At 68.3% G+C, this 22,780-nt stretch carries 21 protein-coding genes; 7 read left to right on the forward strand and 14 right to left on the reverse strand.

The genetic code is table 11. The annotated features are described in order from the left end of the window. Window positions 1-15 precede the first annotated feature (15 nt). From kynU to AC07PV_RS24345, 4 genes are all read right to left on the reverse strand, one after another. On the reverse strand, window positions 16-1,326 hold the full coding sequence (kynU, locus tag AC07PV_RS24330) for a kynureninase (protein WP_494631542.1): 1,311 nt from the start codon (window positions 1,324-1,326) through the stop codon (window positions 16-18). A gap of 92 nt (window positions 1,327-1,418) precedes the next feature. After that, window positions 1,419-2,078 carry an arylformamidase gene (gene kynB / locus AC07PV_RS24335; RefSeq protein ID WP_494631543.1) on the reverse strand — a complete coding sequence of 220 codons (660 nt, stop codon included), beginning with the start codon at window positions 2,076-2,078 and terminating at the stop codon, window positions 1,419-1,421. 258 nt (window positions 2,079-2,336) lie between these two features. Beyond that, on the reverse strand, window positions 2,337-3,767 hold the full coding sequence (locus tag AC07PV_RS24340; protein ID WP_492245822.1) for a sensor histidine kinase: 1,431 nt from the start codon (window positions 3,765-3,767) through the stop codon (window positions 2,337-2,339). Then, the gene (locus AC07PV_RS24345) at window positions 3,764-4,420 is read right to left on the reverse strand and encodes a response regulator (protein WP_492245821.1); all 657 of its coding nucleotides are present in this window, start codon (window positions 4,418-4,420) and stop codon (window positions 3,764-3,766) included. Before AC07PV_RS24345 ends, AC07PV_RS24340 begins: the two co-directional genes overlap by 4 nt. Before the next feature lie 254 nt (window positions 4,421-4,674). Here AC07PV_RS24345 and AC07PV_RS24350 point away from each other — a divergent pair, with 254 nt between their 5' ends. From AC07PV_RS24350 to AC07PV_RS24360, 3 genes are all read left to right on the forward strand, one after another. Continuing rightward, complete coding sequence (locus AC07PV_RS24350) at window positions 4,675-5,598, forward strand: GNAT family N-acetyltransferase (protein ID WP_494631544.1); 924 nt, start codon at window positions 4,675-4,677, stop codon at window positions 5,596-5,598. A gap of 135 nt (window positions 5,599-5,733) precedes the next feature. After that, window positions 5,734-7,950 carry a TonB-dependent receptor plug domain-containing protein gene (locus AC07PV_RS24355; protein WP_494631546.1) on the forward strand — a complete coding sequence of 739 codons (2,217 nt, stop codon included), beginning with the start codon at window positions 5,734-5,736 and terminating at the stop codon, window positions 7,948-7,950. Window positions 7,951-7,991: 41 nt separating this feature from the next. Then, window positions 7,992-8,348 carry a copper-binding protein gene (locus AC07PV_RS24360; protein WP_494631547.1) on the forward strand — a complete coding sequence of 119 codons (357 nt, stop codon included), beginning with the start codon at window positions 7,992-7,994 and terminating at the stop codon, window positions 8,346-8,348. A gap of 59 nt (window positions 8,349-8,407) precedes the next feature. Here the strand turns inward: AC07PV_RS24360 and AC07PV_RS24365 are convergent, their stop codons facing one another. From AC07PV_RS24365 to AC07PV_RS24375, 3 genes are read right to left on the reverse strand one after another with little or no spacing between them, the layout of a single operon-like run. Further along, on the reverse strand, window positions 8,408-9,088 hold the full coding sequence (locus AC07PV_RS24365) for an HD domain-containing protein (protein ID WP_494631548.1): 681 nt from the start codon (window positions 9,086-9,088) through the stop codon (window positions 8,408-8,410). A 14-nt stretch (window positions 9,089-9,102) separates the two neighbouring features. Beyond that, window positions 9,103-10,023, reverse strand: coding sequence for an ornithine carbamoyltransferase (argF, locus tag AC07PV_RS24370; protein ID WP_494631550.1), 921 nt, complete (start codon window positions 10,021-10,023; stop codon window positions 9,103-9,105). 23 nt (window positions 10,024-10,046) lie between these two features. Then, window positions 10,047-11,243, reverse strand: a complete 1,197-nt coding sequence (locus AC07PV_RS24375; RefSeq protein WP_494631551.1) for an aspartate aminotransferase family protein — start codon at window positions 11,241-11,243, stop codon at window positions 10,047-10,049. A gap of 269 nt (window positions 11,244-11,512) precedes the next feature. Here AC07PV_RS24375 and AC07PV_RS24380 point away from each other — a divergent pair, with 269 nt between their 5' ends. Beyond that, window positions 11,513-11,845, forward strand: coding sequence for a DUF3579 domain-containing protein (locus AC07PV_RS24380; protein ID WP_218293675.1), 333 nt, complete (start codon window positions 11,513-11,515; stop codon window positions 11,843-11,845). 96 nt (window positions 11,846-11,941) lie between these two features. Here the strand turns inward: AC07PV_RS24380 and AC07PV_RS24385 are convergent, their stop codons facing one another. Beyond that, window positions 11,942-13,135 carry an AAA family ATPase gene (locus tag AC07PV_RS24385; protein ID WP_218293676.1) on the reverse strand — a complete coding sequence of 398 codons (1,194 nt, stop codon included), beginning with the start codon at window positions 13,133-13,135 and terminating at the stop codon, window positions 11,942-11,944. A 187-nt stretch (window positions 13,136-13,322) separates the two neighbouring features. After that, a complete protein-coding gene (rpsT, locus tag AC07PV_RS24390) occupies window positions 13,323-13,622 on the reverse strand; it encodes a 30S ribosomal protein S20 (protein WP_218293677.1) in 300 nt (99 codons plus the stop codon). 211 nt (window positions 13,623-13,833) lie between these two features. On the opposite strand from rpsT, the gene murJ reads away from it, so the two are divergent. Beyond that, entirely contained in the window at window positions 13,834-15,399 is a 1,566-nt protein-coding gene (gene murJ, locus AC07PV_RS24395) for a murein biosynthesis integral membrane protein MurJ (RefSeq protein WP_218293678.1), read from the forward strand. 84 nt (window positions 15,400-15,483) lie between these two features. Then, a complete protein-coding gene (locus AC07PV_RS24400) occupies window positions 15,484-16,326 on the forward strand; it encodes a SirB1 family protein (RefSeq protein WP_218293679.1) in 843 nt (280 codons plus the stop codon). Here AC07PV_RS24400 and AC07PV_RS24405 read toward each other — a convergent pair. After that, window positions 16,323-17,192 carry a plasmid replication/partition related protein gene (locus AC07PV_RS24405; protein ID WP_218341858.1) on the reverse strand — a complete coding sequence of 290 codons (870 nt, stop codon included), beginning with the start codon at window positions 17,190-17,192 and terminating at the stop codon, window positions 16,323-16,325. The two genes, AC07PV_RS24400 and AC07PV_RS24405, sit on opposite strands and share 4 nt — an antisense overlap. Before the next feature lie 61 nt (window positions 17,193-17,253). Next, window positions 17,254-18,303: a transporter gene (locus AC07PV_RS24410; protein ID WP_494631552.1), complete on the reverse strand. Its 1,050-nt coding sequence runs from the start codon at window positions 18,301-18,303 to the stop codon at window positions 17,254-17,256. A gap of 169 nt (window positions 18,304-18,472) precedes the next feature. Here AC07PV_RS24410 and ppk2 point away from each other — a divergent pair, with 169 nt between their 5' ends. Further along, window positions 18,473-19,387: a polyphosphate kinase 2 gene (ppk2, locus tag AC07PV_RS24415; protein WP_218341856.1), complete on the forward strand. Its 915-nt coding sequence runs from the start codon at window positions 18,473-18,475 to the stop codon at window positions 19,385-19,387. A gap of 253 nt (window positions 19,388-19,640) precedes the next feature. On the opposite strand, the gene AC07PV_RS24420 is transcribed toward ppk2, so the two are convergent. The 3 genes from AC07PV_RS24420 to AC07PV_RS24430 all read right to left on the reverse strand — a co-directional run bounded on the left by AC07PV_RS24420 (window position 19,641) and on the right by AC07PV_RS24430 (window position 22,182). After that, a complete protein-coding gene (locus tag AC07PV_RS24420; protein ID WP_494631553.1) occupies window positions 19,641-20,639 on the reverse strand; it encodes a GlxA family transcriptional regulator in 999 nt (332 codons plus the stop codon). A gap of 116 nt (window positions 20,640-20,755) precedes the next feature. Beyond that, window positions 20,756-21,385 (reverse strand): DJ-1/PfpI family protein, encoded by a 630-nt coding sequence (locus AC07PV_RS24425; protein WP_218341854.1) that lies wholly within the window; start codon window positions 21,383-21,385, stop codon window positions 20,756-20,758. Then, on the reverse strand, window positions 21,382-22,182 hold the full coding sequence (locus AC07PV_RS24430) for a carbon-nitrogen hydrolase family protein (RefSeq protein WP_218293685.1): 801 nt from the start codon (window positions 22,180-22,182) through the stop codon (window positions 21,382-21,384). The genes AC07PV_RS24425 and AC07PV_RS24430 overlap by 4 nt, the downstream gene beginning before the upstream one ends. Window positions 22,183-22,780: the final 598 nt, after the last annotated feature.

Consider the following 22,780-nt stretch of genomic DNA (forward strand, 5'->3'; position numbering starts at 1 on the left):
CAATCTCCTTCCCGGTCAGGTCACGGCGTGCGTCTGGTTGAACTCGGGCTTTTGCCAGTCGCCGCTCTCCAGCACCTGGCGCAGGCGCTCCACGGCATTCCACACGTCTTCAAAGCCCAGGTACAGCGGCGTGAAGCCAAAGCGCAGGATGTCCTTGTGCGGGCCCTGGCCGCCGTCGCCCTTGCGGAAGTCGCCGATCACGCCGCGCGCGATCAGCGCCTGCACGATGGCATAGGCGCCGCTGCCCTGGCCGTTCACGCCGGCGCCTTCGTCGCGCGTCAGGCACACCTGCGAGCCGCGCCGGGTATGGTCGCGCGGCGTGGCCAGGCCCAGGCCGTGGCCCGCGCAGCGTTCTTCCACGAGCTGTATGAACAGGTCGGTGAGTGCCAGCGACTTGGTGCGCAGCGCGGCCATGCCGCCCAGCGCCTGCGCGGCCGTGAACACGTCCAGTCCGCACTGCAGCGCCGACAGGCTGATGATGGGCTGCGTGCCGCACAGGTAGCGCGTGATGCCGGCCGCAGGCTGGTAGTCGGGCGTGAAGGCAAACGGAGCCGCGTGGCCCCACCAGCCCGACAGCGGTTGCCAGAAGCGATTGGCGTGGCGCGGGTGCACCCACACAAACGCCGGTGCGCCGGGGCCGCCATTCAGGTACTTATAGCCGCAGCCGATGGAGAAGTCGGCGCCCGCGCCATGCAGGTCGACCGGCACCGCGCCCGCGCTGTGCGCCAGGTCCCACACGCACAGGATGCCCTGGGCATGCGCTGCGGCCGTGATGGCGGCCATGTCGTGCATGGCGCCGGTGCGGTAGTTCACGTGGGTGAGCATCAGCACGGCCACGTCGGGGGCCAGCGCGGCGGCGATCTCCTCGGGCTCCACCAGCACCAGCTCCAGACCGCGCTCCTTGCACAGGCCCTCGGCGATGTACAGGTCGGTGGGGAAGTTGCTGCGCTCGCTCACGACGCGCTTGCGCGCCGGGCCGTCCTCGCGGGCGATGTTCAGCGCCGCGCTCAGAACCTTGTACAGGTTGATCGAGGTGCTGTCGGTGCAGACCACTTCGTTCGGGCCCGCTCCGATCAGCGGGGCCAGCTGGTTGCCCAGGCGCTGGGGCAGATCGAACCAGCTGGCGGTGTTCCAGGATTTGATGAGGTCCGTGCCCCACTCGCGCGTCACCACATCGGCCACGCGGGCTGCCGCGGCCTTGGGGGCCACGCCCAGCGAGTTGCCGTCCAGGTAGATCACGCCCGGGGGCAGGGTGAAGTGCCCGCGCAGCGGGGCGAGGGGGTCTTGCGCATCGAGGGCGCGGCAGTCTTGTGCGGTGAGGGTCATGGTGGCAGGTGGATGGTTTGCTTCTGTTTTGATAGCTATTGGCGCTTGTCCATCAAGCGGTGGTGGCCAAAAAGGTTTGAAAATGCGATGGTTCAGGCCAGCCGCCGCAGCACGGCGCGCACCGGCGATGCGTCGGCGGTGGCGAGCCTGAGAGGCAGGGCGATGAGCTCGTAGTCGCCTTCGGGCACCTCGTCGAGCACCAGGTTTTCGAGCACGCGCAGGCCGCGGTGGCGAATGACCTGGTGGCTGTCGAGCGTCTTGCTGTCCGCCGGGTCGATGCTGGCGGTGTCGATGCCCACCAGCAGCACGCCCAGGTCGGCCAGGCGCTCGATGGTGCCGGGGGCATAGGCCGCCAGCGCGCCATCCCAGCGGTCCACCGGCATGTGTTCGTAGGTGCGCACCAGCACGCGCTGGGGCAGGGTGGCGTCCATCGCGTGCGCGATGTGGTCCCAGGTGATGAGCGGCCCGCGCGCGATGGCGTGGATCACGCGGCAGGGGCCCAGGAAGGCGTCGAGCGGCACGTCGCCGATGCTGGCGCCATGCTCGTCGTAGTGCAGGGGCGCATCGGCATGCGCGCCCACGTGGGGCGACAGCGTGATGGCGCTCACGTTCACCGGGCAGCCGGGCCCGATGGCGGCGCACCACTGCTGGCTGTAGGCCGTGTCGCCCGGGAACACGGGGCTGCCCGCGTGCACGGGCGGCGAAATGTCCCAGAGCCTGCGGGCTGTGGAAGAAGAGGGGCTGGTTGGCATGGGACAAAGTTTGCATGTCCCGCAAAAACCATGGTGTCGGTTATTTCCAACACCTTTCGCATTTTGTTGAAGCCTAAACGATCTGCGTGGCAGGCCTGGAAGATCGGCCCTGCCGCCAGCGGCGGCAGCCCGTGCCGCGTGCGCGCCCGGTGGCTGGCGCGGTCTCTGGCCTGGAACCCCCCGGCAGGGCGACGGGCGCCCTGCGCAGATGCCGCAGGCGGCCGGATGCGCCTGGCGGGGCGGCCCAGGAAGGACCTGTCAGGCAGCGCGCGGGAGGGGAATGCCGACGAAAAAGCCCACGCCCCGGCCATTCAGGCCGTCCCCCAGCCGCACCTGCCCGCCCATGCGCAGCACGGCCTGCCGCACGATGGCCAGGCCCAGCCCCGAGCCGTTGGCGGCATGCCCCAGGCCCCGGTAGAAACGCTCGAACACCCGGCTGCGCTCGGCGGCGGGAATGCCCGGCCCGTCGTCCTGCACCGCCAGGTGGAGTTCGCCGGCTTCCTCGCGCAGGGTGAGCGACACGCTGCCGCCCGACTCGGCATAGCGCACGGCGTTGTCGATGAGGTTGTGCGCGATGGATTCGAAGGCGGGCAGGTCGAGCCGCGCGGGCAGGCTGTCGGGCGCGTCCAGCGACAGCTCGATCTGCCGCGCCATCGCCTGCGGCGCGGCCTGTGCGAGCGCGGCGCGCAGCCACTGCGCCACGTCCAGGTCGCGCGGTGCGGGGCGCTGCGCCTCGTCGAGCGCGGCCAGGTCCAGCAGCTGCTGCGCCAGGTGCGAGGTGCGGGCAATGGCCTGCTCCAGGTGCGCCTGGGCCTGCGTGCGTTCGTCCTCGCTCTGCGAGCGCGCCATCACATGGGCCTGCGCCGTGATCACGGCCAGCGGCGTGCGGATCTCGTGCGCGGCATCCTGCACGAAGGCCCGCTCGCGCTCGACCTTCTGGCGCAGCTGGGCGAAGAGGTGGTCCAGCGACTGTTCCAGCGGCTTGAGCTCGCGGTGCCGCGCGTTGAAGCCCACGGGCTTCAGGTCGTCGGTGTTGCGCTGTGCGATGCGCCGGGCGAGTTGCTGCAGGGGGCGCAGGCCATTGCGCACCGACAGCCAGACGGGCAGCAGCACGAAGGGCGAGGCCAGCAGCAGATAGGGCACCAGCGCACGGCCGTTGTACTGCAGGAAGTTGGAGTCCGTGCGTTTGGGCTCGATCACCCGCAAGGCCCAGCGCGCGTTGTGGCCCGTGTAGATGCGGTAGACGGTGCCGCCCAGACGGGCCTCCGTGATCACGCCCACCGCTTCTGGCGTGGCGGGCGGCGGCGTCAACGGTTGCAGTCCGGGCGATGCGAATACCGGCTGGCCGGTGGCGGCGTCTTTCAGTTCATGCAGCAATGTGCCGGGCAGCAGGCCGATCTGGCGGCGGCGGATGTTGGTCCAGTGGTCGGTCGAGGCCAGAGCGGCGGAGGCTTGCGAACGGTCCGTGAGGTGAGCCAGCGAGTCCAGCACCGCGTCGCCATACTTCTGCAGGCCCGGGTCATAGGTGATGGCCTGCTTGTAGTTGACGTAGTTGTAGCCGAGCAGGACAACCCACACCAGGACGAAGGCCACCATGACCGAGATCACGCTGCGGCGCACCAGCGTGGGCTCCGCCAGCCTGGTCCAGGCGGTGTGCAGCTTGCGGGGAAGGGAGATGGGGCGGGTCATGCCTGCAGCAGATAGCCCACCCCGCGCACGGTGCGGATCAGCTCCGGCCCGATCTTGCGGCGCAGGTTGGACACGTGCACTTCGATGGCGCCGAAATCCACCGGCTCGCCCAGCGGGTCCAGCCGCTGGGCGAGCACGCCCTTGGGCACCACGGCGCCGGGCTCGCGCGCCAGCTCCAGCAGCAGCTGGAACTCGCGCGGCGACAGATCCAGCGGCTCGCCGCCGCGCCGCGCCTGGTGGCGCCGGGGCTCGACCACCAGCTCGCCCAGCACCCAGCGCTCGCTGGCCTGCCGCGCGCTGCGGCGCAGCACCGCACGGATGCGCGACATCAGCTCGGCCGTGGCGAAGGGCTTGATCACGAAGTCGTCCGCGCCGCCGTCCAGCCCCGTCAGCCGGTCCTCGACCGCCGAGCGCGCGGTGATCACGATGATGGGCACCTGCTGGCCCTGCGCGCGCCAGCGGGCGAGCAGGTCGAACCCGCTGCCGTCGGGCAGGGTCAGGTCCAGCAGCACGCAGTCGATGGTGTTTGCGTCCACCGTGGCCGGCGCATCCACGGCGCGGCGCAGCCATTCGCTGGTCAGGCCCTCGACCTTGAGCGCGGACTGCAGCGCGCGGCCCAGGTCGAGGTCGTCTTCGATGAGCAGGATGTGCATGGGAGATTGTGGCGGGTGCGGTGCCTGCTGGGCGGAGCCAGAAGGTCCGCCTTTGGCTGACGTTAAGGCAGCGGTTTGCACAATGGCAGCGCGCGCAGCGCAACATGGCTTGCTCACCGACGTTTGAGAGAGAAGAATGAATGAAAGAAGCTGGGGAGGATGCCCTTGTGGGTGAGGACAAATCGATGATGGGGCTATCGGCACCTTCACGGCTGGTGCTGCGGCCCCTTCGCGGCCCATCGGACTTCCCGGGCATGGCCGAGGTAGCCAACGCCAGCTTTGATGCCGACGGGGTGCTCGCACGGCGTGCACCCGAAGACCTGGCGCGCGACTACGCCGCGTTCACCCAGTGCGATCCGTATCAGGACGCGGTGATGGCCGAGCTGGACGGTGAACTGGTGGGCTATGGCCGTTGCTGGCGATTCACGCAGGCCGACGGGTTGACGCTTCACTCGCAAATTGGCTTTGTGCCAGGGCGTTGGCGCGGACGCGGCATTGGCCGTCTGCTGCAGGGCTGGATCGAGCAGCGGCACCACACCGTGGCAGCGCAGCAGCCGGGCGGCCCGCATGTGCACCATGCGTATGTGCAACAAGGTGAAGATGCGCGCGCCAGGCTGCTGCAGGCCAGCGGCTATGCGCCTATGCGGTATTTCTTCGAAATGCTGCAGACGCAGCTGCATGCTGTGCCCGACTTTCCCATGCCCGAAGGGCTGGAACTGCGGCCCGTGTTGCCCGAGCACTACCTCACCATCTGGGATGCGCACCACACCGCATTTGAGGACCATTGGGGGATGGCGCCGCCCACGCCTCAGGACTACGACGCGTGGCTGGGCAGCAGAGTTTTCCGGCCCGCACGCTGGCAGGTGGCATGGAACGGCGAAGAGGTCGCAGGCCAGGTCCGCACGTATATCAACGAGGACGAAAACCGCCATCTGTCCAGGCGACGGGGCTACACCGAGTTCATCAGCGTGGGTCGCCGCTGGCGTGGCCGTGGCCTTGCCAGAGCGCTGATTGCCCGCAGCCTGCGCCTGCTGGCGCAGGAGGGCATTTCGGAGTCGGCGTTGGTGGTGGACGGCGAAAACCTGACGGGCGCCAACCGGGTGTATGAGGACTGCGGGTTCCACACGGTCAAGCGCCACACGATCTACCGAAAACCGCTAGTGGTACCCGAGGTATAGGCGCAACGTGCGCTGGCGCCGCAATTTGCCTGTCGCAGGAATACAGCAGTTCCGCGACGCCATGGGGCAGAACGTGCTGGTCTTAGGCTGCGCTTAAGCCTTGTCCCCAGACAATCCTTGGCAGAGAGGATGTCTATGAGAAAAACACACACCCACCGTGTCGTCGTCTGGGCGGCGTGCCTGGCGGGTGGCGCCGCATGGGCCCAAGCGTCGCCCGAGGGAGCGGGGGCCGGGGCATCAACGCCGCAGCTCGATGGCGTCACGGTGACCGCGCGCCGCTCGCTGGAGCAGCGTTTTTTTGCCGCCGGTTCGCTGGTCGTGGTGGACCGCGCCGACATCGAGCAAATGGGTGCGTTCTCGGTGGCCGATGTGCTGCGCCAGTTGCCAGGCGTGCAGGTAGTGCCATCTGCCGATGGCAGTGTCGAGATCCGCATGCGCGGCATGGAGCGCGGCGCCACGCAGTTGCTGATCGACGGCCAGCGCGTGGGTGGCAAGCGCACGCAGCTGCCCATTGACCAGCTGCCGCCCGAACTGATCGAACGCATTGAGGTGGTGCGCGCACCCAGCGCAGAGTTTTCGGGCGCCACGGGCGGCACGCTCAACATCGTGTTGCGCCAGGCCACTGTGAAGCGCGAGACGGTGCTGCGCCTCACCGACAACCACGTGTGGGGACGCAATGCGGGCCAGGCGTTCTTTTCGCGCACGGGGCCTTTGGGCGGCGCTGTGAAGCCTGCTAAGGGCGCCCAAGGCTCCGATGGCGCCGAGGAGGTGCTCGAGGCGGAGAACAGGGAGCCGTGGTCCTATTTCGTCGCGGCCTCTGCGACGGGTTTGTTGCTGGGCTCGGACACCCACCGCAGCACGCAGGTCGGCGGTGCGGAGGTCGCACAGTCCGATACCAGTGCCCGCTACAAGCGCACCGACTACGCACTGGTGCCGCGTGTCAGCGGAAAGATCGGTGCTGCGGATCAGCTGACGCTGCGTGCCACGCTCAGCAAGGCCGATTTTGGCGGTACCGCGGACAGCGTGGGCAGCGGCGATGGTACGTATGCGGCGCGTTCGCATGAAGCGCACAACTACGACCGGCGCTATCTGCAGGCCGCAGCCGACTGGACGCACCGCTTTGCGGCCAGCAAGCTCGAAACGACGTTGTCAGCGAGCCGTGCCAGCGACACCGTGGACCGCAGGGGCGACTTGCTGCGCAACATCGGCGTTGGCGGTGCTGCAGTCACGGACAGCTATAGCTTTGTGGACGACCGGCGTGAAGACGTCTGGAACCTCAGCACCAAGCTCACGGGTACGGCCGACGCACTGCTGTGGAGCGCCGGGGCGCAGCTGGAAGACCGCAAACTTTTTGTCAACACGACGGCGAGTGGCGACCTGCCGGTGAACTCGGGTCTGGATGCCGGCATTCGCCGGTGGGTGGTCTGGGGGCAGAACGAATGGGAGCTGCCCGCGACCACCACGCTCACGCTGGGCCTGCGCGGCGAGCGCGTGGAGCTGAGCGGTGGAAGCTCTGCAGTGACGGGCAGCAAGCAGTGGAGCATCCTGCAGCCATCACTGCATACACGCACGCCCTTGTCCGAGGACCTGCAGTGGCGCGTGAATCTCGCGCGCGTCACCCAGTTGCCGCGCGTGTGGGATCTGGTGGACCGCGCCATCCCCAGCCAGGGCAGCAACAGCCTGAACAATCCTGACACCATTGGCAATCCGAACTTGCGTCCCCAGGTGGCCTGGACACTGGACACCGGTTTTGAGCGGCGTCTTGCCACGGGCCACGCGGGCGTGAACCTGTTCGTGCGCCGGATGAGCGACGTTCTGGCGCCCACACTGCAGTTGATCGGTGCACGCTGGGTGGAGCAACGTGGGAATGTGGGAGACGCCATCGTGTGGGGCCTGGAGGCCGATGCCCGCACGGGGTTGGGCTGGGTGGGCCTGGGGAGCGAATGGACGCTGTCGGCCAATGCCAGTGCGCTGCAGTCACGCATGACCAGCGGGCCCAACGAAGGACGGCGCATTCCTGGGCAGGCACGCTATGTGGCCACGCTGACAGCGGCAAAACCCATGCCGCGCAATGGCGGCTGGTATGGCGGAGCCACGCTGTCGATGACGGGGCCGGCCGACCAGGACATCAACGGGACGTTGACCGGGCAGAATCGCGCAAGCGCCATGCTGGATCTGTATGTGGGTCAGCTGGTACGCGGGCTGGGTTACTGGCGGTTGGGGGTCTACAACGTGGGTGATGCCCATTTCCGCCGGGATCGCGTCGACGCATCGGGCGTTGTACCGGTTGTGAGCACCAGCAGCATGCAGTGGACACCGCGCGCATACCTCACCGTGGGGACGCAGTTTTGAAGGCTGCAGGACGCCTGGGCTGGAGGCCATGGGCTCGGTGCGTGGTCTTCATTGCATGGTCATCGCTGGCCTCTTTGGTTTTGCCGGCGGGCGCAACCCCGATGGCACCTGCGACAGCACCCGGAGCAAGCGCTCCCACTGAACCGGTGTTCACCCGGGCGCGCCTGGTTTCGGTTCAGCAAGAAGATGGAAATCGGCTGTATGTGCGCCTGAAGCTGCTGCCAAGCACGAAGCTCCCTTTCACGACGCAGAGGTTCAAGGTGAGCGATCGGGCGCTGCTGACTGGTATCCCGGAGGGCTCATGGGTCAAGTTCACGGCGCGCCACATGGACGGCGAGAACACCCTGACCTCGATCCAGTTGACCCCGGAGTGCAAGCGCTTTCAGCCCTGCGACTAACGCGCGGAGCGTGAATGTGGGGGGTGGCGGGTGCGAGGTCTGTGCCGTCGCTGCACCCCTCAGGCGTACAGACGGCCGTCCTTCAAGGCGTGCAGCGCATGGGCCAGGTTGCTGCGGGCCTGCACCTCATAGCGTGTCTGGAACCATTCGGTGCCGTAAATGCGCGGCCGCTCCAGAAACCCCTGTAGCACCGCGCTGCGCCCCGCTGCATACCGTGGCCAGCGCACGAAGAAGTACTCACGCCGCACGTTGCGCTCGAACTGGCGGTAGACCGCATCGCTCTGGCCGAGGATGGCCAGGTCGATGTCGACAACCCATTGCGCATCACCGGCCAGCGCGCCGGGGTTGTGGCGGGTGTCGAGGATGTGCTGGTGCACGCGCAGGACCATGGGCTCGGGCAGGTTCTGGCTGCGCAGGAAGCACATGGCCCCGTCGGCACTGCGCTCCTCGTTGTGCTTGCTCCACGGCCAATAGATCGCGTCATGGAACCACAGGGCGAGGGCGGTGGCATGGGGGTCTTGCAGGGCACCGGGCTGCTGGTCCTGCACGGCCTGCAGGTGCCGCAGGCAGGCCCACAGGTGCGTGGTGTCGTGGTACGCGCGGGGCCAGTGGGCCCAGCCCAGGATGAGGCGCCGGCCCTCGGCGCGCCAGGCGGGGATGTCGCGGCCCAGCGACTGGCCCAGCGCGTTCCAGTGCGCCTGCAGTTCGGCGCCATGGACGGGCTGGCGGCGCCAGGGCATGGTGGAGAAGTGGATCAGGCCACGCGGCCGAGCAAAAGGTACTCCATGAGTGCCTTTTGCACGTGCATCCTGTTTTCTGCCTCGTCCCACACCACGGACTGCGGCCCGTCGATCACGTCCGCTTCGACTTCTTCGCCCCGGTGGGCGGGCAGGCAGTGCATGAACAGGGCGTCCGGCTTGGCGGCGGCCATCATTTCGGCGTCCACGCACCAGTCGGCGAAGGCTTTCTTGCGCTCTTCGTTCTCGGCCTCGTAGCCCATGCTGGTCCACACGTCGGTGGTCACCAGGTCGGCGCCCTGGCAGGCTTCGAGCGGGTTGCTAAAGAATTGATAGCTGCCAGCGCTGATCCCGCGGGCGCCAGCGGCCAGTTTCTCGTCCACTTCGTAGCCGCGCGGCGTGCTCACGTGCACCTTGAAGCCCAGCAGCGATGCCGCCTGCAGCCAGGTGTTGGCCATGTTGTTGCCATCACCCACCCAGGCCACGGTCTTGCCCTTGATGGCGCCGCGGTGCTCGATGAAGGTGAAGATGTCGGCCAGGATCTGGCAGGGGTGGTATTCGTTGGTCAGGCCATTGATGACCGGCACGCGCGAGTTGGCGGCAAAGCGCTCGATCTTGGCCTGCTCGTAGGTGCGGATCATCACCAGGTCGACCATGCGGCTGATGACCTTGGCGCTGTCCTCGATGGGCTCGGCGCGGCCCAGCTGGCTGTCGCCCGTGGTCAGGTGCACCACGGAGCCGCCCAGCTGGTACATGCCGGCCTCGAAGCTCACGCGCGTGCGCGTGCTGGCCTTCTCGAAGATCATGGCCAGCGTGCGATCCACCAGCGGGTGGTGCTTTTCGTAGGCCTTGAATTTCTTCTTGATGAGCGCGGCGCGCTCGAACAGGTAGGCGTATTCGTCGGCGGTGAGGTCGTTGAACTGCAGGTAATGTTTCATGGATGCAATGTATCGCGGCGGGCCTATTCGGCCAGGATGGCCTTGACCAGCGGGGTCAGCTTGGCGACGATCTCGTCGGCCTCGGCGGTGGTGAGGATCAGCGGCGGCACCAGGCGGATCACGCTGTCGGCCGTGACCGACAGCAGCAGGCCCGCCTCGGCCGCGCGGCCAATCAGCGCGCCGCAGGGCTTGGCAAGCTCGATGCCCAGCATCAGGCCCTGGCCGCGAATCTCCTTCACGCCGGGCAGGCTGCCCAGCTCGCGCTGCAGCGCCGCGCGCAGGTGGTCGCCCACGGTGACGGCGTTGTGCAGCAGGCCGTCCTCTTCCATGATGCGGATGGTCTCGACCCCGGCGCGCATCGCCAGCGGGTTGCCGCCGAAGGTGGTGCCGTGGTTGCCGGGCTGCAGCACGTTGGCGGCCTTGGGGCCGGCCGCCACCGCGCCGATCGGCACGCCCGAGCCCAGGCCCTTGGCCAGGGGCATCACGTCGGGCACGATGCCCGCCCATTGGTGGGCGAACCACTTGCCGGTGCGGCCCATGCCGCACTGCACTTCGTCGATCATCATGAGCCAGCCACGCTCGTCGCACAGCTTGCGCAGCTGCTGCAGGTATTCGATGCGCATCGGGTTGATGCCGCCTTCGCCCTGGATGGTCTCGAAGAACACGGCCACCACGTTGGGGTTGCCTTCGGTGGCCTTCCTGATGGCTTCGATGTCGTTCAGCGGCACGCGGATGAAGCCTTCCACCAGCGGGCCGAAGCCGCTGTAGATCTTGGGGTTGCCCGTGGCCGACATGGTGGCGATGGAGCGGCCGTGGAAGGCCTTCTCGTACACCACGATCTCGGGCTTGGCGATGCCCTTGTCCACGCCGAACTTGCGGGCGATCTTCAGGGCCGCCTCATTGGCCTCCAGGCCCGAGTTGCAGAAGAACACGTTCTGCATGCCCGACAGCTCCACCAGCTTGGCCGCGAGCTGTTCCTGCAGCGGCACGTGGTAGTAGTTGGAGGTGTGGATCAGCTTGGTGATCTGGTCCTGCAGCGCGGGCACGAGCTTGGCGTGGTTGTGGCCCAGGGTGTTCACGGCGATGCCGCCCAGGCCGTCCAGGTATTCCTTGCCGTTCACGTCCCAGACTCGGCTGCCCTGGCCACGGGCCAGCGCGATGGGTACGCGGCCATAGGTGTTCATCACGTGGGGCGAAGCTGCCGGGGTGGTGGCGGTCATGCAGAAATCTCCTGACGGTACGGTGATGGGCTGCCCTTGAGGGATCGAAGCCCGAGAAAGCGAAGCACGATTCTAGGGGGAGCACGATGAATGGCTGTTGACGATTGCGCATTACTGCAATGCGGCGCGGCCCACGCTGTTTCGGGGCCTGATCCGGAGTCCAGCATGTGGATTAGGGTCCCAGCTCTTATATAAGAGTTAGAATGCGCGTTGCGGTGCAGCATGCAGTGATCCTGCCTTGGCCGCGCCCCACTACCACTCCAATCCCGATGGTTTCCCCCACCTCCAAAGAAGTCTTCATCCAGGGCATTACCCATGACGGGAAGACCTTTCGCCCCAGTGATTGGGCCGAGCGGCTGGCCGGGGTGATGAGCAGTTTTCGCCCGGGCGGAGCGCGGCCCGGCAGCCATCTGAGTTACTCGCCCTGGTGCATTCCGACCACGCTCAACGGGGTGAAGTGCGTGGTGGTGCACCGCGACCTGCGCGACCACGAACCCATGGCCTGGGACTTCGTCATCAACTTCGCACGGGACAACAATCTGCAGGTGGCCGAAGCCTGCCTGTTGCCAGACCCGCCCCCGGCGCCTTCCGCCAGGCCTTGACCTTTCCCCCGGTGCGCCGGTGGGTGCGGAGCGTCTTTCGTGGCGTGGCCGGCCACTTCCGGGGCCCCGGTTCCACCGCCGTTCAGTGTTTTGCGATCACGCTGCGCCGTGGTCAGGATCCGGTGCGGGGCTGGCGCGCAGGAGCTGGTCCGACCGCAGCCTGGCCATCCAGGCCTTCTCCACGAACGGGTCCGTCACCCCGTAGTGCCCGTGCCGGACGCGCATGAGCAGGTTGGCCGAGGTCATCATCCCGATCACGCCCTGTACCTCCTGGGCCGTGGCCTCGCGGCCAATCTGCGCTGCGTAGGCCTTGAGGGCGTCGGCGGTGAACACGCCCTTGACGTCGCCACCGATGCTGCAGATGCGCGAGAACACGGCCTCGGCCAGAGGGCCCATGGCTTCCACCTTCTGCAGTTCGACGTCGGCCGCGGCCGCGCCCAGCGATTGGGCGATGGTCGGCAGATGTTCGTCGGGCCGCGCGTCCGGCGGCAGGCTGCGCAGGATGTTCAGGGCCTTCATCAGCTCCTCGGGCCGGCTCCCCATGCTTTTGAAGGCCGCCTCCGCGACATCCGGGGCCGGGAGCATGGGCCCGAGCTGGGGGCGGACCTGCTCCAGCACGTAGTCGATGAAGTCCCGGCCCAGCACCGGAAACTCGTTGGTCACCGCGCCGTTGAACGCCTGGTTGCCCTTGAGCGTGAGCTCCTGCACCCGCGCGCGGTGGGAGCCCGTGCCCAGGAACAGGAAATAGCCGGGCGTGCCGGGGCGGGTGTTGATGGCGTCGCGCGCGGCCTTGAGCGCGTGCAGCATGTTGTCGCCGTCGGCGCTGCCCAGGGCGTGCTGGACCTCGTCGATGATGAGCACCACGTCCGTGCGGGCCTGGTCGATCAGTTCCTTGAACGCCTGGGCCAGGCTCACACCTTTTTCCTTGCCCACATCGGAGAGCTTGAACCCGAACTTGAACCCCGCCGCGCCGGCATCGATGCTGGAGACATCCTTGAGCCGCCTGAGGATGGCCGAGCCCGGCGTCTGGAGCTCCTTCAAGGCCTTGCGGATCGCCTCGTGCACCAGGTCGGCCGGGTTGGCCTGGGGCTGGCTCCACAGGTCCACATAGACCACGATGGCGCCCAGGGCCTCCAGCGCGGGGATCAGGTCGGTGGCCAGGAAGGTGGTCTTGCCCACGCGCCGCTGCCCCGCCAGGAACAGGCCCGAGCGCAGCGACGTGTCGAGAAACGAGGGCCGCAGCAATTGCGTGGCCATCTCCTGCGCGAGGGCGGTTCGCCGGAAGGTCATGGTTTATTGGTTTTTATGAAATTCCAATAATTATGGTTCTTCAATAATTTATCGTAAAGAGACGGGGCGCGCCATTTGCATCCAGAAACGAAAAAACCGCCCGAAGGCGGTTTGTTCGTTTGCTGGCAGCGCACCCGTTACAAACGGCGAACGGCGGATGCCGTTCGGGCTGTTTGCCTGAAGTGGGTCAGGCGGCCAGGGCCAGGGCTTTCACCTTGGCGGACAGACGGCTCTTGTCGCGAGCAGCCTTGTTCTTGTGGAAGATGCCCTTGTCAGCCACGGTGTCGACCACGGCCTGCATCTTGGCGAACAGTTCGGTCGCCTTGGTCTTGTCGCCAGCCAGAACAGCCTTTTCGACGTTCTTGACAGCGGTACGGTATTTGGAGCGCAGCGAGGTGTTCGCAGCGTTGATCTTGACGTCCTGACGGACGCGCTTGCGGCCCGACGCCAGGCGCGGGTTCTTCTTCTTGGGTTTAGCGGATGCCATGGTTTTGATTCCTTGAGTCTGAGGATGATGCCAGCAAAGCCCGCGATTATAGCCCAGAGCCACCTACCGTGGTCACGGCGGCTGCTGCCGGCGCGTTGCCATCGCCTGCGCACCCTTGGAAACGGCTCTGCCAGGCCACCGGGTGCGGCCTCCCTGGGAGACGCTCCTGGGGGACGGCGCGCAGCGGCACAGGGGGGCTACACTTCTTGCGGTGTCACTGTTCAAAGCCGCCTCCACCGTCTCCCTCCTGACCCTCGTCTCCCGCATCACCGGGCTGGTGCGGGAGCTGCTCATGGCCTCGGTCTTCGGGGTCAGCGCCATGACGGACGCCTTCAATGTGGCGTTCCGCATTCCCAACCTGTTTCGCCGGGTCCTCGGCGAAGGGGCCTTCAGCCAGGCGTTCGTGCCGGTGCTGTCCGCCACCCGTGCCCAGGAGGGCGACGAAGGGGCCCGGGCGCTGATCAACCATGTGGGCACCTTGCTCGCATGGACGCTGGTGCTGCTGTGTATTGCCGGTGTGCTGGGCGCCCCCTGGATGGTGTGGGGCATGGCCAGCGGGCTCCAGCAGTCGCCCCAGGGTTTTGACGCCGCCGTCACCATGACGCGCTGGATGTTCCCCTACATCGGCTTCATGTCGCTGGTGGCCCTGGCGGGGGGCATTCTCAATACCTGGAAGAAGTTCGCGGTGCCCGCGGCGTCGCCGGTGCTGCTCAACATCGCGCTCATTCTCTCCATCGTCCTGGGGGCGCCCTGGTTCGCCCGCCATGGCATCGAGCCCATCTACGCGCAGGCCGCCGGGGTCATGGTGGGGGGGCTGCTGCAGCTGGCCATCCAGGTGCCCGCGCTGGCGCGCCTGGGGCTGCTGCCGCGCATCGGGGTGCGCTGGGCGGCGATCCGGGCCGCCTGGTCGGACCCCACCACGCGCAAGGTGATCCGCCTGATGCTGCCCGCGCTGTTGGGGGTGAGCGTGGCGCAGGTCTCGCTGCTCATCAACACGCAGATCGCCTCGCACCTGGCCACCGGCAGCGTGAGCTGGATCACCTACGCGGACCGCCTGATGGAGCTGCCGACCGCGCTGCTGGGCGTGGCGCTGGGGGTGGTGCTGATGCCGCAGCTGGCCAGCGCCCGCGCCAAGCAGGACGACGAAAGGTACTCGGCCATGCTTGACTGGGGGCTGCGCCTGGTGGTGTTGCTGTCGGTGCCCTGCATGGTGGCCTTGCTGGTCTTTTCAGAGCCGCTGGTGGCGGTGCTGTACCACTATGGGGCCTTTGGTGACCAGGACGTGCGCCAAACCACCCTGGCACTCACGGGTTATGGCGTGGGCCTGGTGGGCATTGTGGCCATCAAGGTGCTGGCGCCCGGTTTCTATGCCAAGCACGACATGCGCACCCCCATGCTCATTGCGGTGGCGGTGCTGGTGCTGACGCAGCTGATGAACCTGGTGCTGGTGCGCTACCTGCAGCACGCCGCCCTGACGCTGACCATCGGCATCGGGGCCCTCGTCAATGCCGCCTGGCTGCTGATCGGCCTGCTGCGGCGCGGCAGCTACCGGCCCTTGCCTGGCTGGGGCAAGTTCGCCCTGCAGGTGATCGCCGCGAGCGCCTTGCTGGCCCTGCTGCTGGCGTGGGGCGCGCAGCACTTCGACTGGGTGGCGATGAAGGGGCAGACCCTTCGGCGCATAGGGCTGCTGGCCGGGCTCATGGCTGCGGCGGCCGTGCTGTACTTCGGCGCGCTGTGGGCGGCCGGCCTCAAGCTGCGCCAGCTGCTGCGGCGCTGACGGCGGCAAAGGCCGCAAATGTGCTGCCAAGCGGTGCCTTCTGTCGCTTGACGCAGGCCGGCGCGGCACTTACAACCCTGCCATATGTCCCTGAGCTATTCCGTGCCCACCTCGCTGGAGTACTTTGCATCGCTGGTGCAGAGCGACGACCACTTTCCGCTGCTGGAGGCCGCGGCCAGCCTGGCCCACGACGAGTACCCGGAACTGGATGTGCAGCAGTTGCTGGGCGACATGGACCAGCTGCTCGCCCGCATCAAGCGCCGCCTGCCCGCCGATGCGCCCGCGCTGCAGCGCCTGCGCACCCTCAACCAGTTCTTCTTCGCCGACCTGGGTTTTGGCGGCAACGTCAACAACTACTACGACCCCGAGAACAGCTACCTCAACGCCGTGCTGCGCACGCGCCGGGGCATCCCGATTTCGCTGGCCGTGCTGTGGATGGAGCTGGCCCAGGGTCTGGGCCTGCATGCGCGGGGCATCGCGTTCCCCGGGCATTTCATGGTCAAGGTGCTGCTGCCCAAGGGGCAGGTGGTGCTCGACCCGATCTCGGGCCAGTCGCTCAGCCGCGAGGAACTGGCCGAGCGGCTGGAGCCCTACAAGCGACGCAATGGCCTGGTGGACGACTACGATGTGCCGCTGGGCCTGTACCTCCAGGCGGCCACGCCGCGCGACATCATCGCGCGCATGCTGCGCAACCTCAAGGAGGTGCACCGCACCCAGCAGGACTGGCAGCGCCTGATCACCGTGCTCGACCGGCTCATCGTGCTGCTGCCCGAGGCCTGGGGCGAGCGGCGCGACCGGGGGCTGGCCCATGCCGAGCGGGGCAATACCGCCGAGGCCGTGGCCGACCTGCAGGCCTATCTGGCCCATGCCGAAGACGGTCTGGACATCGACCTGATTGCCGACCGCCTCAACGCACTGCGCGGCTAGAACGGCGCGCTGTGCGCGGGCTGGTCGGCCCGTAGCTGTGCCAGCTGCCGGCGCAGCTCGGTGTTCTCGGCGGTGAGTTCCGCCACGCGGTGGCGCAGGGCCTGCAGCTCGTCGGCACTTCCCTCGGCGCCCGTGCCCGGCTGTGGCGCGGCCTTTTCTTCCTTTTCTTCTTCCTCTGAACGCGCTTCGTCGCGCGGCTTGCGCTTGTTGAGTTCGCGCACGCGCTTGGCGGCCTGCTTGAGCTCATCCTTGCCCGCGGCGACGGCCGCCACCTGCTCCTCGGCGGGCAGCGTGGACACGGCGGCGGCGGCGTTGATGGAAATGGTGCCGGACTTCACGGCGGCCACCAGCTCGGGGGCGGCCTGCTTCTGGATCTTCTCGATCATCACCACCTGGCTGCTGCTCAGCCGCGCGGCCCGGGCGATGGCCTCGCGGCTGGCCAGCGGATCGGGGGCGGGCAGGGCGGCAGTGGCCTCGGGCGCCGCCGGGGCGTCCGCGGCCAGGGTGTCGGGTGACTCCGAAGGCTCCGGGGCGCGCGCCTTGCGCTCGGCCATGATCTCGCGCTTGCGCAGTGCCAGCACACCGCGCTGGAAGTCCGACACGCTGCGGCGCCCCAGGTGCTGGTCGATCATCCACAGGTGCACGTCCTCCATCGACTGGAAACGCGGGTTCTGCACCGTCTGGAAGGGCAGGCCGTGCTTCTGGCAGATGCCGTAGCGGTTGTGGCCGTCCACCAGCACGTCGCCCCACAGCACCAGCGCGTCGCGGCAGCCCTCGGCCAGGATGCTGCGCTCCAGGGCCTCGTGCTCGTCGGGGGTCAGGGGTTCGATATAGGCTTTGAGTTCTTCGTTGACGACGATGTTCATGGTGGAAAGCGGTCCGGGAGCAGGGCAAGGGGCGCGATTGTAGACATGCCCGGGCCCGCACCTACCGATCGTGGGTGTCCCGCAGCGCCAGCCAGCCCGCCACCGCCGTGAAGGCGGCCACCACGGCCACGATGATCCAGAAACCGTGCCCGTTGTCCGCCAGCGGCACGCCGCCCACGTTCATGCCGAACAGCCCCGCCAGGATGTTGATGGGCAGGGCCAGCACGGTCACCACCGTCAGCACGAAGAGGCTGCGGCTGTTGGCTTCCTGCACGTTGGCGGCGATCTCTTCCTGCAGCAGCTTGATGCGCTCCTGCAGGCCCTGCATGTCGCGCAGCACCACCGAGAATTCCTCCGTGGAGTCGCGCAGTTCCTGGGCATCGTCCGCGCCCATCCATGCGGGCGGGTGCTGCAGCAGGCGAAACAGCGCGGCGGGCTCGGGGGCCAGCAGCCGCTGCAGGCGCACGAGCAGGCGCCGCAGCACCCCGAGCCGCGCGCGCTTGTGGTCCAGGCGGCCGGCCAGCAGCTCGTCCTCCACGTCGTCGATGCGCTGGGTCACCCCGCGCACGATGTCCACCAGGCCCGAGGCCTGGGTGCGCATCAGTTCGGCCAGCAGGGCCACGCTGGATCGCGGCGCCTGCCCGCTGCGCACCGCCGTGCGCAGCGCATCCACCGAGCGCAGCGGCCGCGTGCGCCCGGTCACCATCAGGCGCGGCGCCACGCTGGTCCAGAGCGTGGCGATGTCCGAGGGCTCGAACGCGAAGTCGAAGTGCGCGTCGTTGAGGACGGCGATCAGCGTGTCGTCGTCGCGCTCGATGCGCGTCGATACCGAGCGGTCCTTGAGCGCATCGAAGAAGGCCTCGGGCAGGCCGGCGTGCCGCTCCATCCAGCGCACGGCCTGCGCGTGGCTCAGGTTGAAATGCAGCCACAGGAAGGTGGTGGCGTGCTCCGCTTGCGGCGCTGCGGTGCCCGTGGCTGGCGGATGCCGCAGCGCGCTCAGCCACTGCGCGGCCTGCGCCGAATCGACTTCGCGCGGGGGTGCGTCGGCATCCAGCAGATAGCCGCAGATCAGCCCGGCGGCATCGCTGCCGTAGTTCAGGTGGGCATTCACGGCAAAGAGGGCGCGCGGCGGAAAGGAGGGAGACAGGCTGGCACCGCCGCATGTTGGCGCGCGGGCGTGACAGTGCCGTGACAGATCACGCCGATGTCACAACACTGTCACCTGCCGGCGCCACGATGGCGCATCTCTCTGTCTATTTGCCTGCACGGATCGGTTGCCCATGTTTCACCAGAACACCCTTGACACCCAGGACTTGATGCAGCGCATCGCCAACGACCTGATCGACAGCTACGACGAAGAGCTGGAGCTGGAGATCGAGGACCGCAACGTGGACGATCTCGGCGCGCCCCAGCCCACGGACAAGCTGGCGCGCCAGCTTTACTTCAAGGAGCTGTTCCGCCTGCAGGGCGAGCTCGTCAAGCTGCAGGACTGGGTGCAGCACAGCCGCCAGAAGGTGGTGATCCTGTTCGAGGGGCGCGACGCGGCGGGCAAGGGCGGCGTGATCAAGCGCATCACCCAGCGCCTGAACCCGCGCGTGGCCCGCGTGGCCGCGCTGCCCGCGCCCAACGACCGCGAGCGCACGCAGTGGTACTTCCAGCGCTATGTGGCGCACCTGCCCGCCGCCGGCGAAATGGTGCTGTTCGACCGCAGCTGGTACAACCGCGCGGGTGTCGAGCGGGTCATGGGCTTTTGCACCGACGACGAATACGAGGAATTCTTCCGCACGGTGCCCGAGTTCGAGAAGATGCTGGTGCGCTCGGGCATCACGCTCGTCAAGTACTGGTTCTCGATCACCGACGAGGAGCAGCACCTGCGCTTCCTCGGGCGCATCCACGACCCGCTCAAGCAGTGGAAGCTCAGCCCCATGGACCTGGAAAGCCGCGTGCGCTGGGAGGCCTATACCAAGGCCAAGGAAACCATGCTGGAGCGCACCCACATCCCCGAGGCGCCCTGGTGGGTGGTGCAGGCGGTGGACAAGAAAAAGGCGCGCCTGAACTGCATCGCCCACCTGCTGTCGCAGCTGCCCTACCAGGAGGTGCCGCATCCGGCGGTGGTGCTGCCCGACCGCGTGCGCAACCCCGAGTACCTGCGCCAGCCGGTGCCCGCGTCGATGTACGTGCCCGAGGCGTACTGAAGCCCTCGGGGCAAGATGATTGCTATTATTTATATAGCTGTCAGCGCTTTACCATCAAGCGCTGGAGGCCAGAAAGGCCTCAAGTACAGGACTGCGGCGCCGCACCCCTGAGCCTCTGGACCGTCGGGACCACATCCCGCTCCTGCAGCGCCTTCGGGAGGGGACTCGGGCACGGCGGTGTCCGTGTGCCCGGGGCAGGGCCCTTGTGGATTGGCCACGCCACGCCGCACAGTGGTCTCCTGGGTGTTCCTTCTCAGTGGGGCCGCCGCGCCGTGCCCTGGGACGGCGTGCCGCCCCGGCCGAACTGGTGCCAGGCGCGGCGCAGCTGCGTGTCGGAGCTGAAGCCCGCCATCTGCGCGGCCTGGGTGACGTTGCGCCCGGACTGCAGGGCCGCTTCGGCTGTGGCCAGTCGGATGCGGCGCAGGTACGCCAGCGGCGCGATGCCCGCATGCTCCAGGAACAGCCTTGTGAGGTGCCGGGGCGAGGTGTGCGCCACCTCCGCCATGGCGGGCACGCTCCAGTCGGCCTGGGGTTGCTGGCCCACGGCGTCCTGCACGCGGTGCAGCGCGGCGTGCAGGTGGTTGCGGTGGTGCAGGAAGGGCGAGAACTGCGGGTCGTCCGGGCCCCGGCGAAGCCCGATCACCATGGCCTGCGCCACCTGCACGGCCACGGTGGGGCCGCACAGGTCCGAGATGCGGTGCAGCAGCAGGTCGATGCCGGTGGTGACGCCCGCGCTGGTGTAGATGGGCCCGTCGGTCACGAACACGCGGTTGGCGGCCACGTCGCAGCGCGGGTCCACCTCGGCCAGTTCGTCGAGGTGCAGGTGGTGCGTGGTGGCGCGCCGGCCGGTGAGCAGGCCGGCATGCGCGGCGAGCACCGCCCCGGCGCACACGGTGACCAGCTCGAGCTGCGCGGCCACCGGGCGCAGGCCGCGCAGCCAGTGCAGCAGCGCCTGGGCCTCGCCGTGGCCTACGTCGATGCGCCGGCCCGGCAGGCCCACCAGCACCACCCAGGCGGGGCTGGGCAGCACCTCGGGCAACGGCGCCAGGCCTGTGAGCGCGACGCCCACGGAGGTCATGGACTCGGGCGTGGGGCTCACGAAGTGCTGCACGAAGCGCTCGGGCAGGCCCCGTGCGCGCAGCGTCTGGTTGGCGATGCGCAGCGCCTCCGCGGGGCCTGCCCAGTCCAGCACCAGGCTGCCGGGCAGCAGCGCGAAATAGACGTGGATGGGGGCGGGTGGCATGTCCTGCATCAGTGTTTCCTTGCTTCGTCCGCGGCCTTGAGAATCGGCACGGCCGGGGCCCGTGCCCCCGGAGCCGGCCTTGCCAGGCCCCGGCGGGAGAGGGGGAGGGGCGGCACGGGCGGCCTTCAGGGCGCGGGATTCCAGGGCGTGTCCATCTGGCGGGCGGTGCGCTGGGAGAGCGCCGAGCCCGCCAGGCGTGTGACCAGATGCAGGCTCATGTCGATGCCCGCGCTGATGCCCGCAGACGTGACGAGCGCGCCCCGGTCCACCCAGCGCACATTCTCCTGCACGTTGAGCGCGGGAAACTGCGCGCGCAGGTCCGCGATGTCCTCCCAGTGCGTGGTGACGGGCCCTTCGGTGACCACGCCGGCCGCCGCCAGGATGAACGCGCCGGTGCATACCGAGGCCGTGACCCGCGCGCCGCGCGCGGCCCGGGCCACCCAGGCGCGCGTCTGGGCGCAGGCGGCGGCTGCATCGACCACGCCCCCGGGCACGATGAGCACGTCCGGCGCCACGGCGGTGGCGAAGTCGGCATCGGGCAGCACCCGCAGGCCGGCGCGCGCCTGCACCGGCTGCATGCCGCGCGCCACGCACTGCACGGCAAAGGGCACGGGTGCGCCGGGCCGCAGGCGCTGCTGCATGCGGGTGGCGGTGGTGAACACTTCGTAGGGGCCCGCGAGGTCGAGGGCCTCCACGTCGTCGAAGACGAGGATGGCGATCTTCAGCGGATGGGGGGCAAGGGTGGCTTCGGTCATGGTGCGGTGGCGGGCTGGGGTGGCGTGGGGGTGGAAAAGACGTAGCGCGGGTAGGTGTCCTGCGCGGCGGCGACCGCCTGCAAGTCCAGGTCCACGGTGCAAAAGGGCTGTGCGGGCGTGGTGCGCGCGAGCAGGGCGCCGTCGGGGCTGATGGCCCAGCCCGCGCCGCCATAGGTGCCGGCGGCGGCATCCACGCGGTTGGACGACAGGCTGTAGGCCCCCGTGCGCACGGCGGCCACGGTGCCCACCGCCAGCCATTTGGCGGTGGTGGCCGCCGCCGTGGCACGCGGCGACAGGATGGCCTGCACGCCGCCGAGCGCGGCATAGGCGCCGTAGGTGTCCAGTGCCCAGAGTTCGGAGCAGATATTGAGCCCGAAGCCGAGCGCACCGGCCTGCAGGCGGGGGAAGGCGGCGTCGCCGCGCTCGAACCAGTGCGCCTCCCAGCCGCCGGGTTCGTCGGGCAGGTGGAACTTGCGCCGCAGCGGCAGGTAGCCGCCCTGGCGCGACCAGGCAAAGCCCTCGTTGAAGCGCTGTCCGCCCACCGTGACCGGGCGGGCGCCCACCACCCAGTCGGTGTCCAGCGCGTGCAGGCGGGCTTGCCAGGCGTCGCTCAGCGCCACGGCGGCATCCCAGCGGGCGGGTTCGGGGGGCAGGGTCTCCCACAGGGGTTCGACAAACGCGAACTCGGGCAGCAGCACCAGCCCGGACCGCTCGGCGCGGGTGTGCGCGCACAGGGCGGCCCAGGCGGCCTCCAGCAGCGCGGGTTGGCAGGGAAGTTCACAGACGGTGGCGCGCATGGCGGTGGATCCTCGTGGCATGGGCAGGGTGGAAGCGGGCGGGCAAGGGTGCGGTGCCGATCACTATCGGACAAATCTCAAGAGGCCTGCTTCTGCAGCGGGTATCTTGCAGCGCTCATGGTGCCTGCGGGTACTGGATGTGTCCGAACTCGATGGGACAGGTTTCGATCAATTTGCGCCATATATCGGGCGACACCTGCCGCGTGGATGCCGGCAAGGTGCCCAAGGGCTCTGGAAAGTCCGAGGAAATGGCCCGCCACGCTGGATGGTCAAGGGGTTCCAGCTATCAAATTGAGAGTTTCGTGCGCGGGAGGCCAGATGCTGTTATGGTGATTAGGGTTTTCCCTTGTTCCGTGGGGCGTCCCACCGCCTGCACTGGCCACGCCCCACCGCCGTTTGTTTGCCGTCCTTCATTTTTTTCTATTCCCCCACACCAGCACACCATGGCCCCACGCTCCCGCCTGTTCTCCCTGTCAGCGCTGACGCGGGCGTACCAGCGCAACCTGAAGGCCCTGGTGCGCGCGACACGGCCCGCGCGCCCGGTGCGGCGCAAGGCGGCGGTGCCGCTGGCGGCGCCAGTCGCCGCGCGGGCTGGAGC

This window comes from Acidovorax sp. GW821-FHT09A11, from assembly GCF_059418365.1.

Excerpts from the sequence above, each read along its gene's own strand:
- kynU (WP_494631542.1), bottom strand. The coding sequence starts at position 1,326 with ATGACCCTCACCGCACAAGACTGCCGCGCCCTCGATGCGCAAGACCCC.
- kynB (WP_494631543.1), bottom strand. The coding sequence starts at position 2,078 with ATGCCAACCAGCCCCTCTTCTTCCACAGCCCGCAGGCTCTGGGACATT.
- AC07PV_RS24340 (WP_492245822.1), bottom strand. The coding sequence starts at position 3,767 with ATGACCCGCCCCATCTCCCTTCCCCGCAAGCTGCACACCGCCTGGACC.
- AC07PV_RS24345 (WP_492245821.1), bottom strand. The coding sequence starts at position 4,420 with ATGCACATCCTGCTCATCGAAGACGACCTCGACCTGGGCCGCGCGCTG.
- AC07PV_RS24350 (WP_494631544.1), top strand. The coding sequence starts at position 4,675 with ATGGCCGAGGTAGCCAACGCCAGCTTTGATGCCGACGGGGTGCTCGCA.
- AC07PV_RS24355 (WP_494631546.1), top strand. The coding sequence starts at position 5,734 with ATGAGAAAAACACACACCCACCGTGTCGTCGTCTGGGCGGCGTGCCTG.
- AC07PV_RS24365 (WP_494631548.1), bottom strand. The coding sequence starts at position 9,088 with ATGCCCTGGCGCCGCCAGCCCGTCCATGGCGCCGAACTGCAGGCGCAC.
- argF (WP_494631550.1), bottom strand. The coding sequence starts at position 10,023 with ATGAAACATTACCTGCAGTTCAACGACCTCACCGCCGACGAATACGCC.
- AC07PV_RS24375 (WP_494631551.1), bottom strand. The coding sequence starts at position 11,243 with ATGACCGCCACCACCCCGGCAGCTTCGCCCCACGTGATGAACACCTAT.
- AC07PV_RS24380 (WP_218293675.1), top strand. The coding sequence starts at position 11,513 with ATGGTTTCCCCCACCTCCAAAGAAGTCTTCATCCAGGGCATTACCCAT.
- AC07PV_RS24385 (WP_218293676.1), bottom strand. The coding sequence starts at position 13,135 with ATGACCTTCCGGCGAACCGCCCTCGCGCAGGAGATGGCCACGCAATTG.
- rpsT (WP_218293677.1), bottom strand. The coding sequence starts at position 13,622 with ATGGCATCCGCTAAACCCAAGAAGAAGAACCCGCGCCTGGCGTCGGGC.
- AC07PV_RS24400 (WP_218293679.1), top strand. The coding sequence starts at position 15,484 with ATGTCCCTGAGCTATTCCGTGCCCACCTCGCTGGAGTACTTTGCATCG.
- AC07PV_RS24405 (WP_218341858.1), bottom strand. The coding sequence starts at position 17,192 with ATGAACATCGTCGTCAACGAAGAACTCAAAGCCTATATCGAACCCCTG.
- ppk2 (WP_218341856.1), top strand. The coding sequence starts at position 18,473 with ATGTTTCACCAGAACACCCTTGACACCCAGGACTTGATGCAGCGCATC.
- AC07PV_RS24420 (WP_494631553.1), bottom strand. The coding sequence starts at position 20,639 with ATGCAGGACATGCCACCCGCCCCCATCCACGTCTATTTCGCGCTGCTG.
- AC07PV_RS24425 (WP_218341854.1), bottom strand. The coding sequence starts at position 21,385 with ATGACCGAAGCCACCCTTGCCCCCCATCCGCTGAAGATCGCCATCCTC.
- AC07PV_RS24430 (WP_218293685.1), bottom strand. The coding sequence starts at position 22,182 with ATGCGCGCCACCGTCTGTGAACTTCCCTGCCAACCCGCGCTGCTGGAG.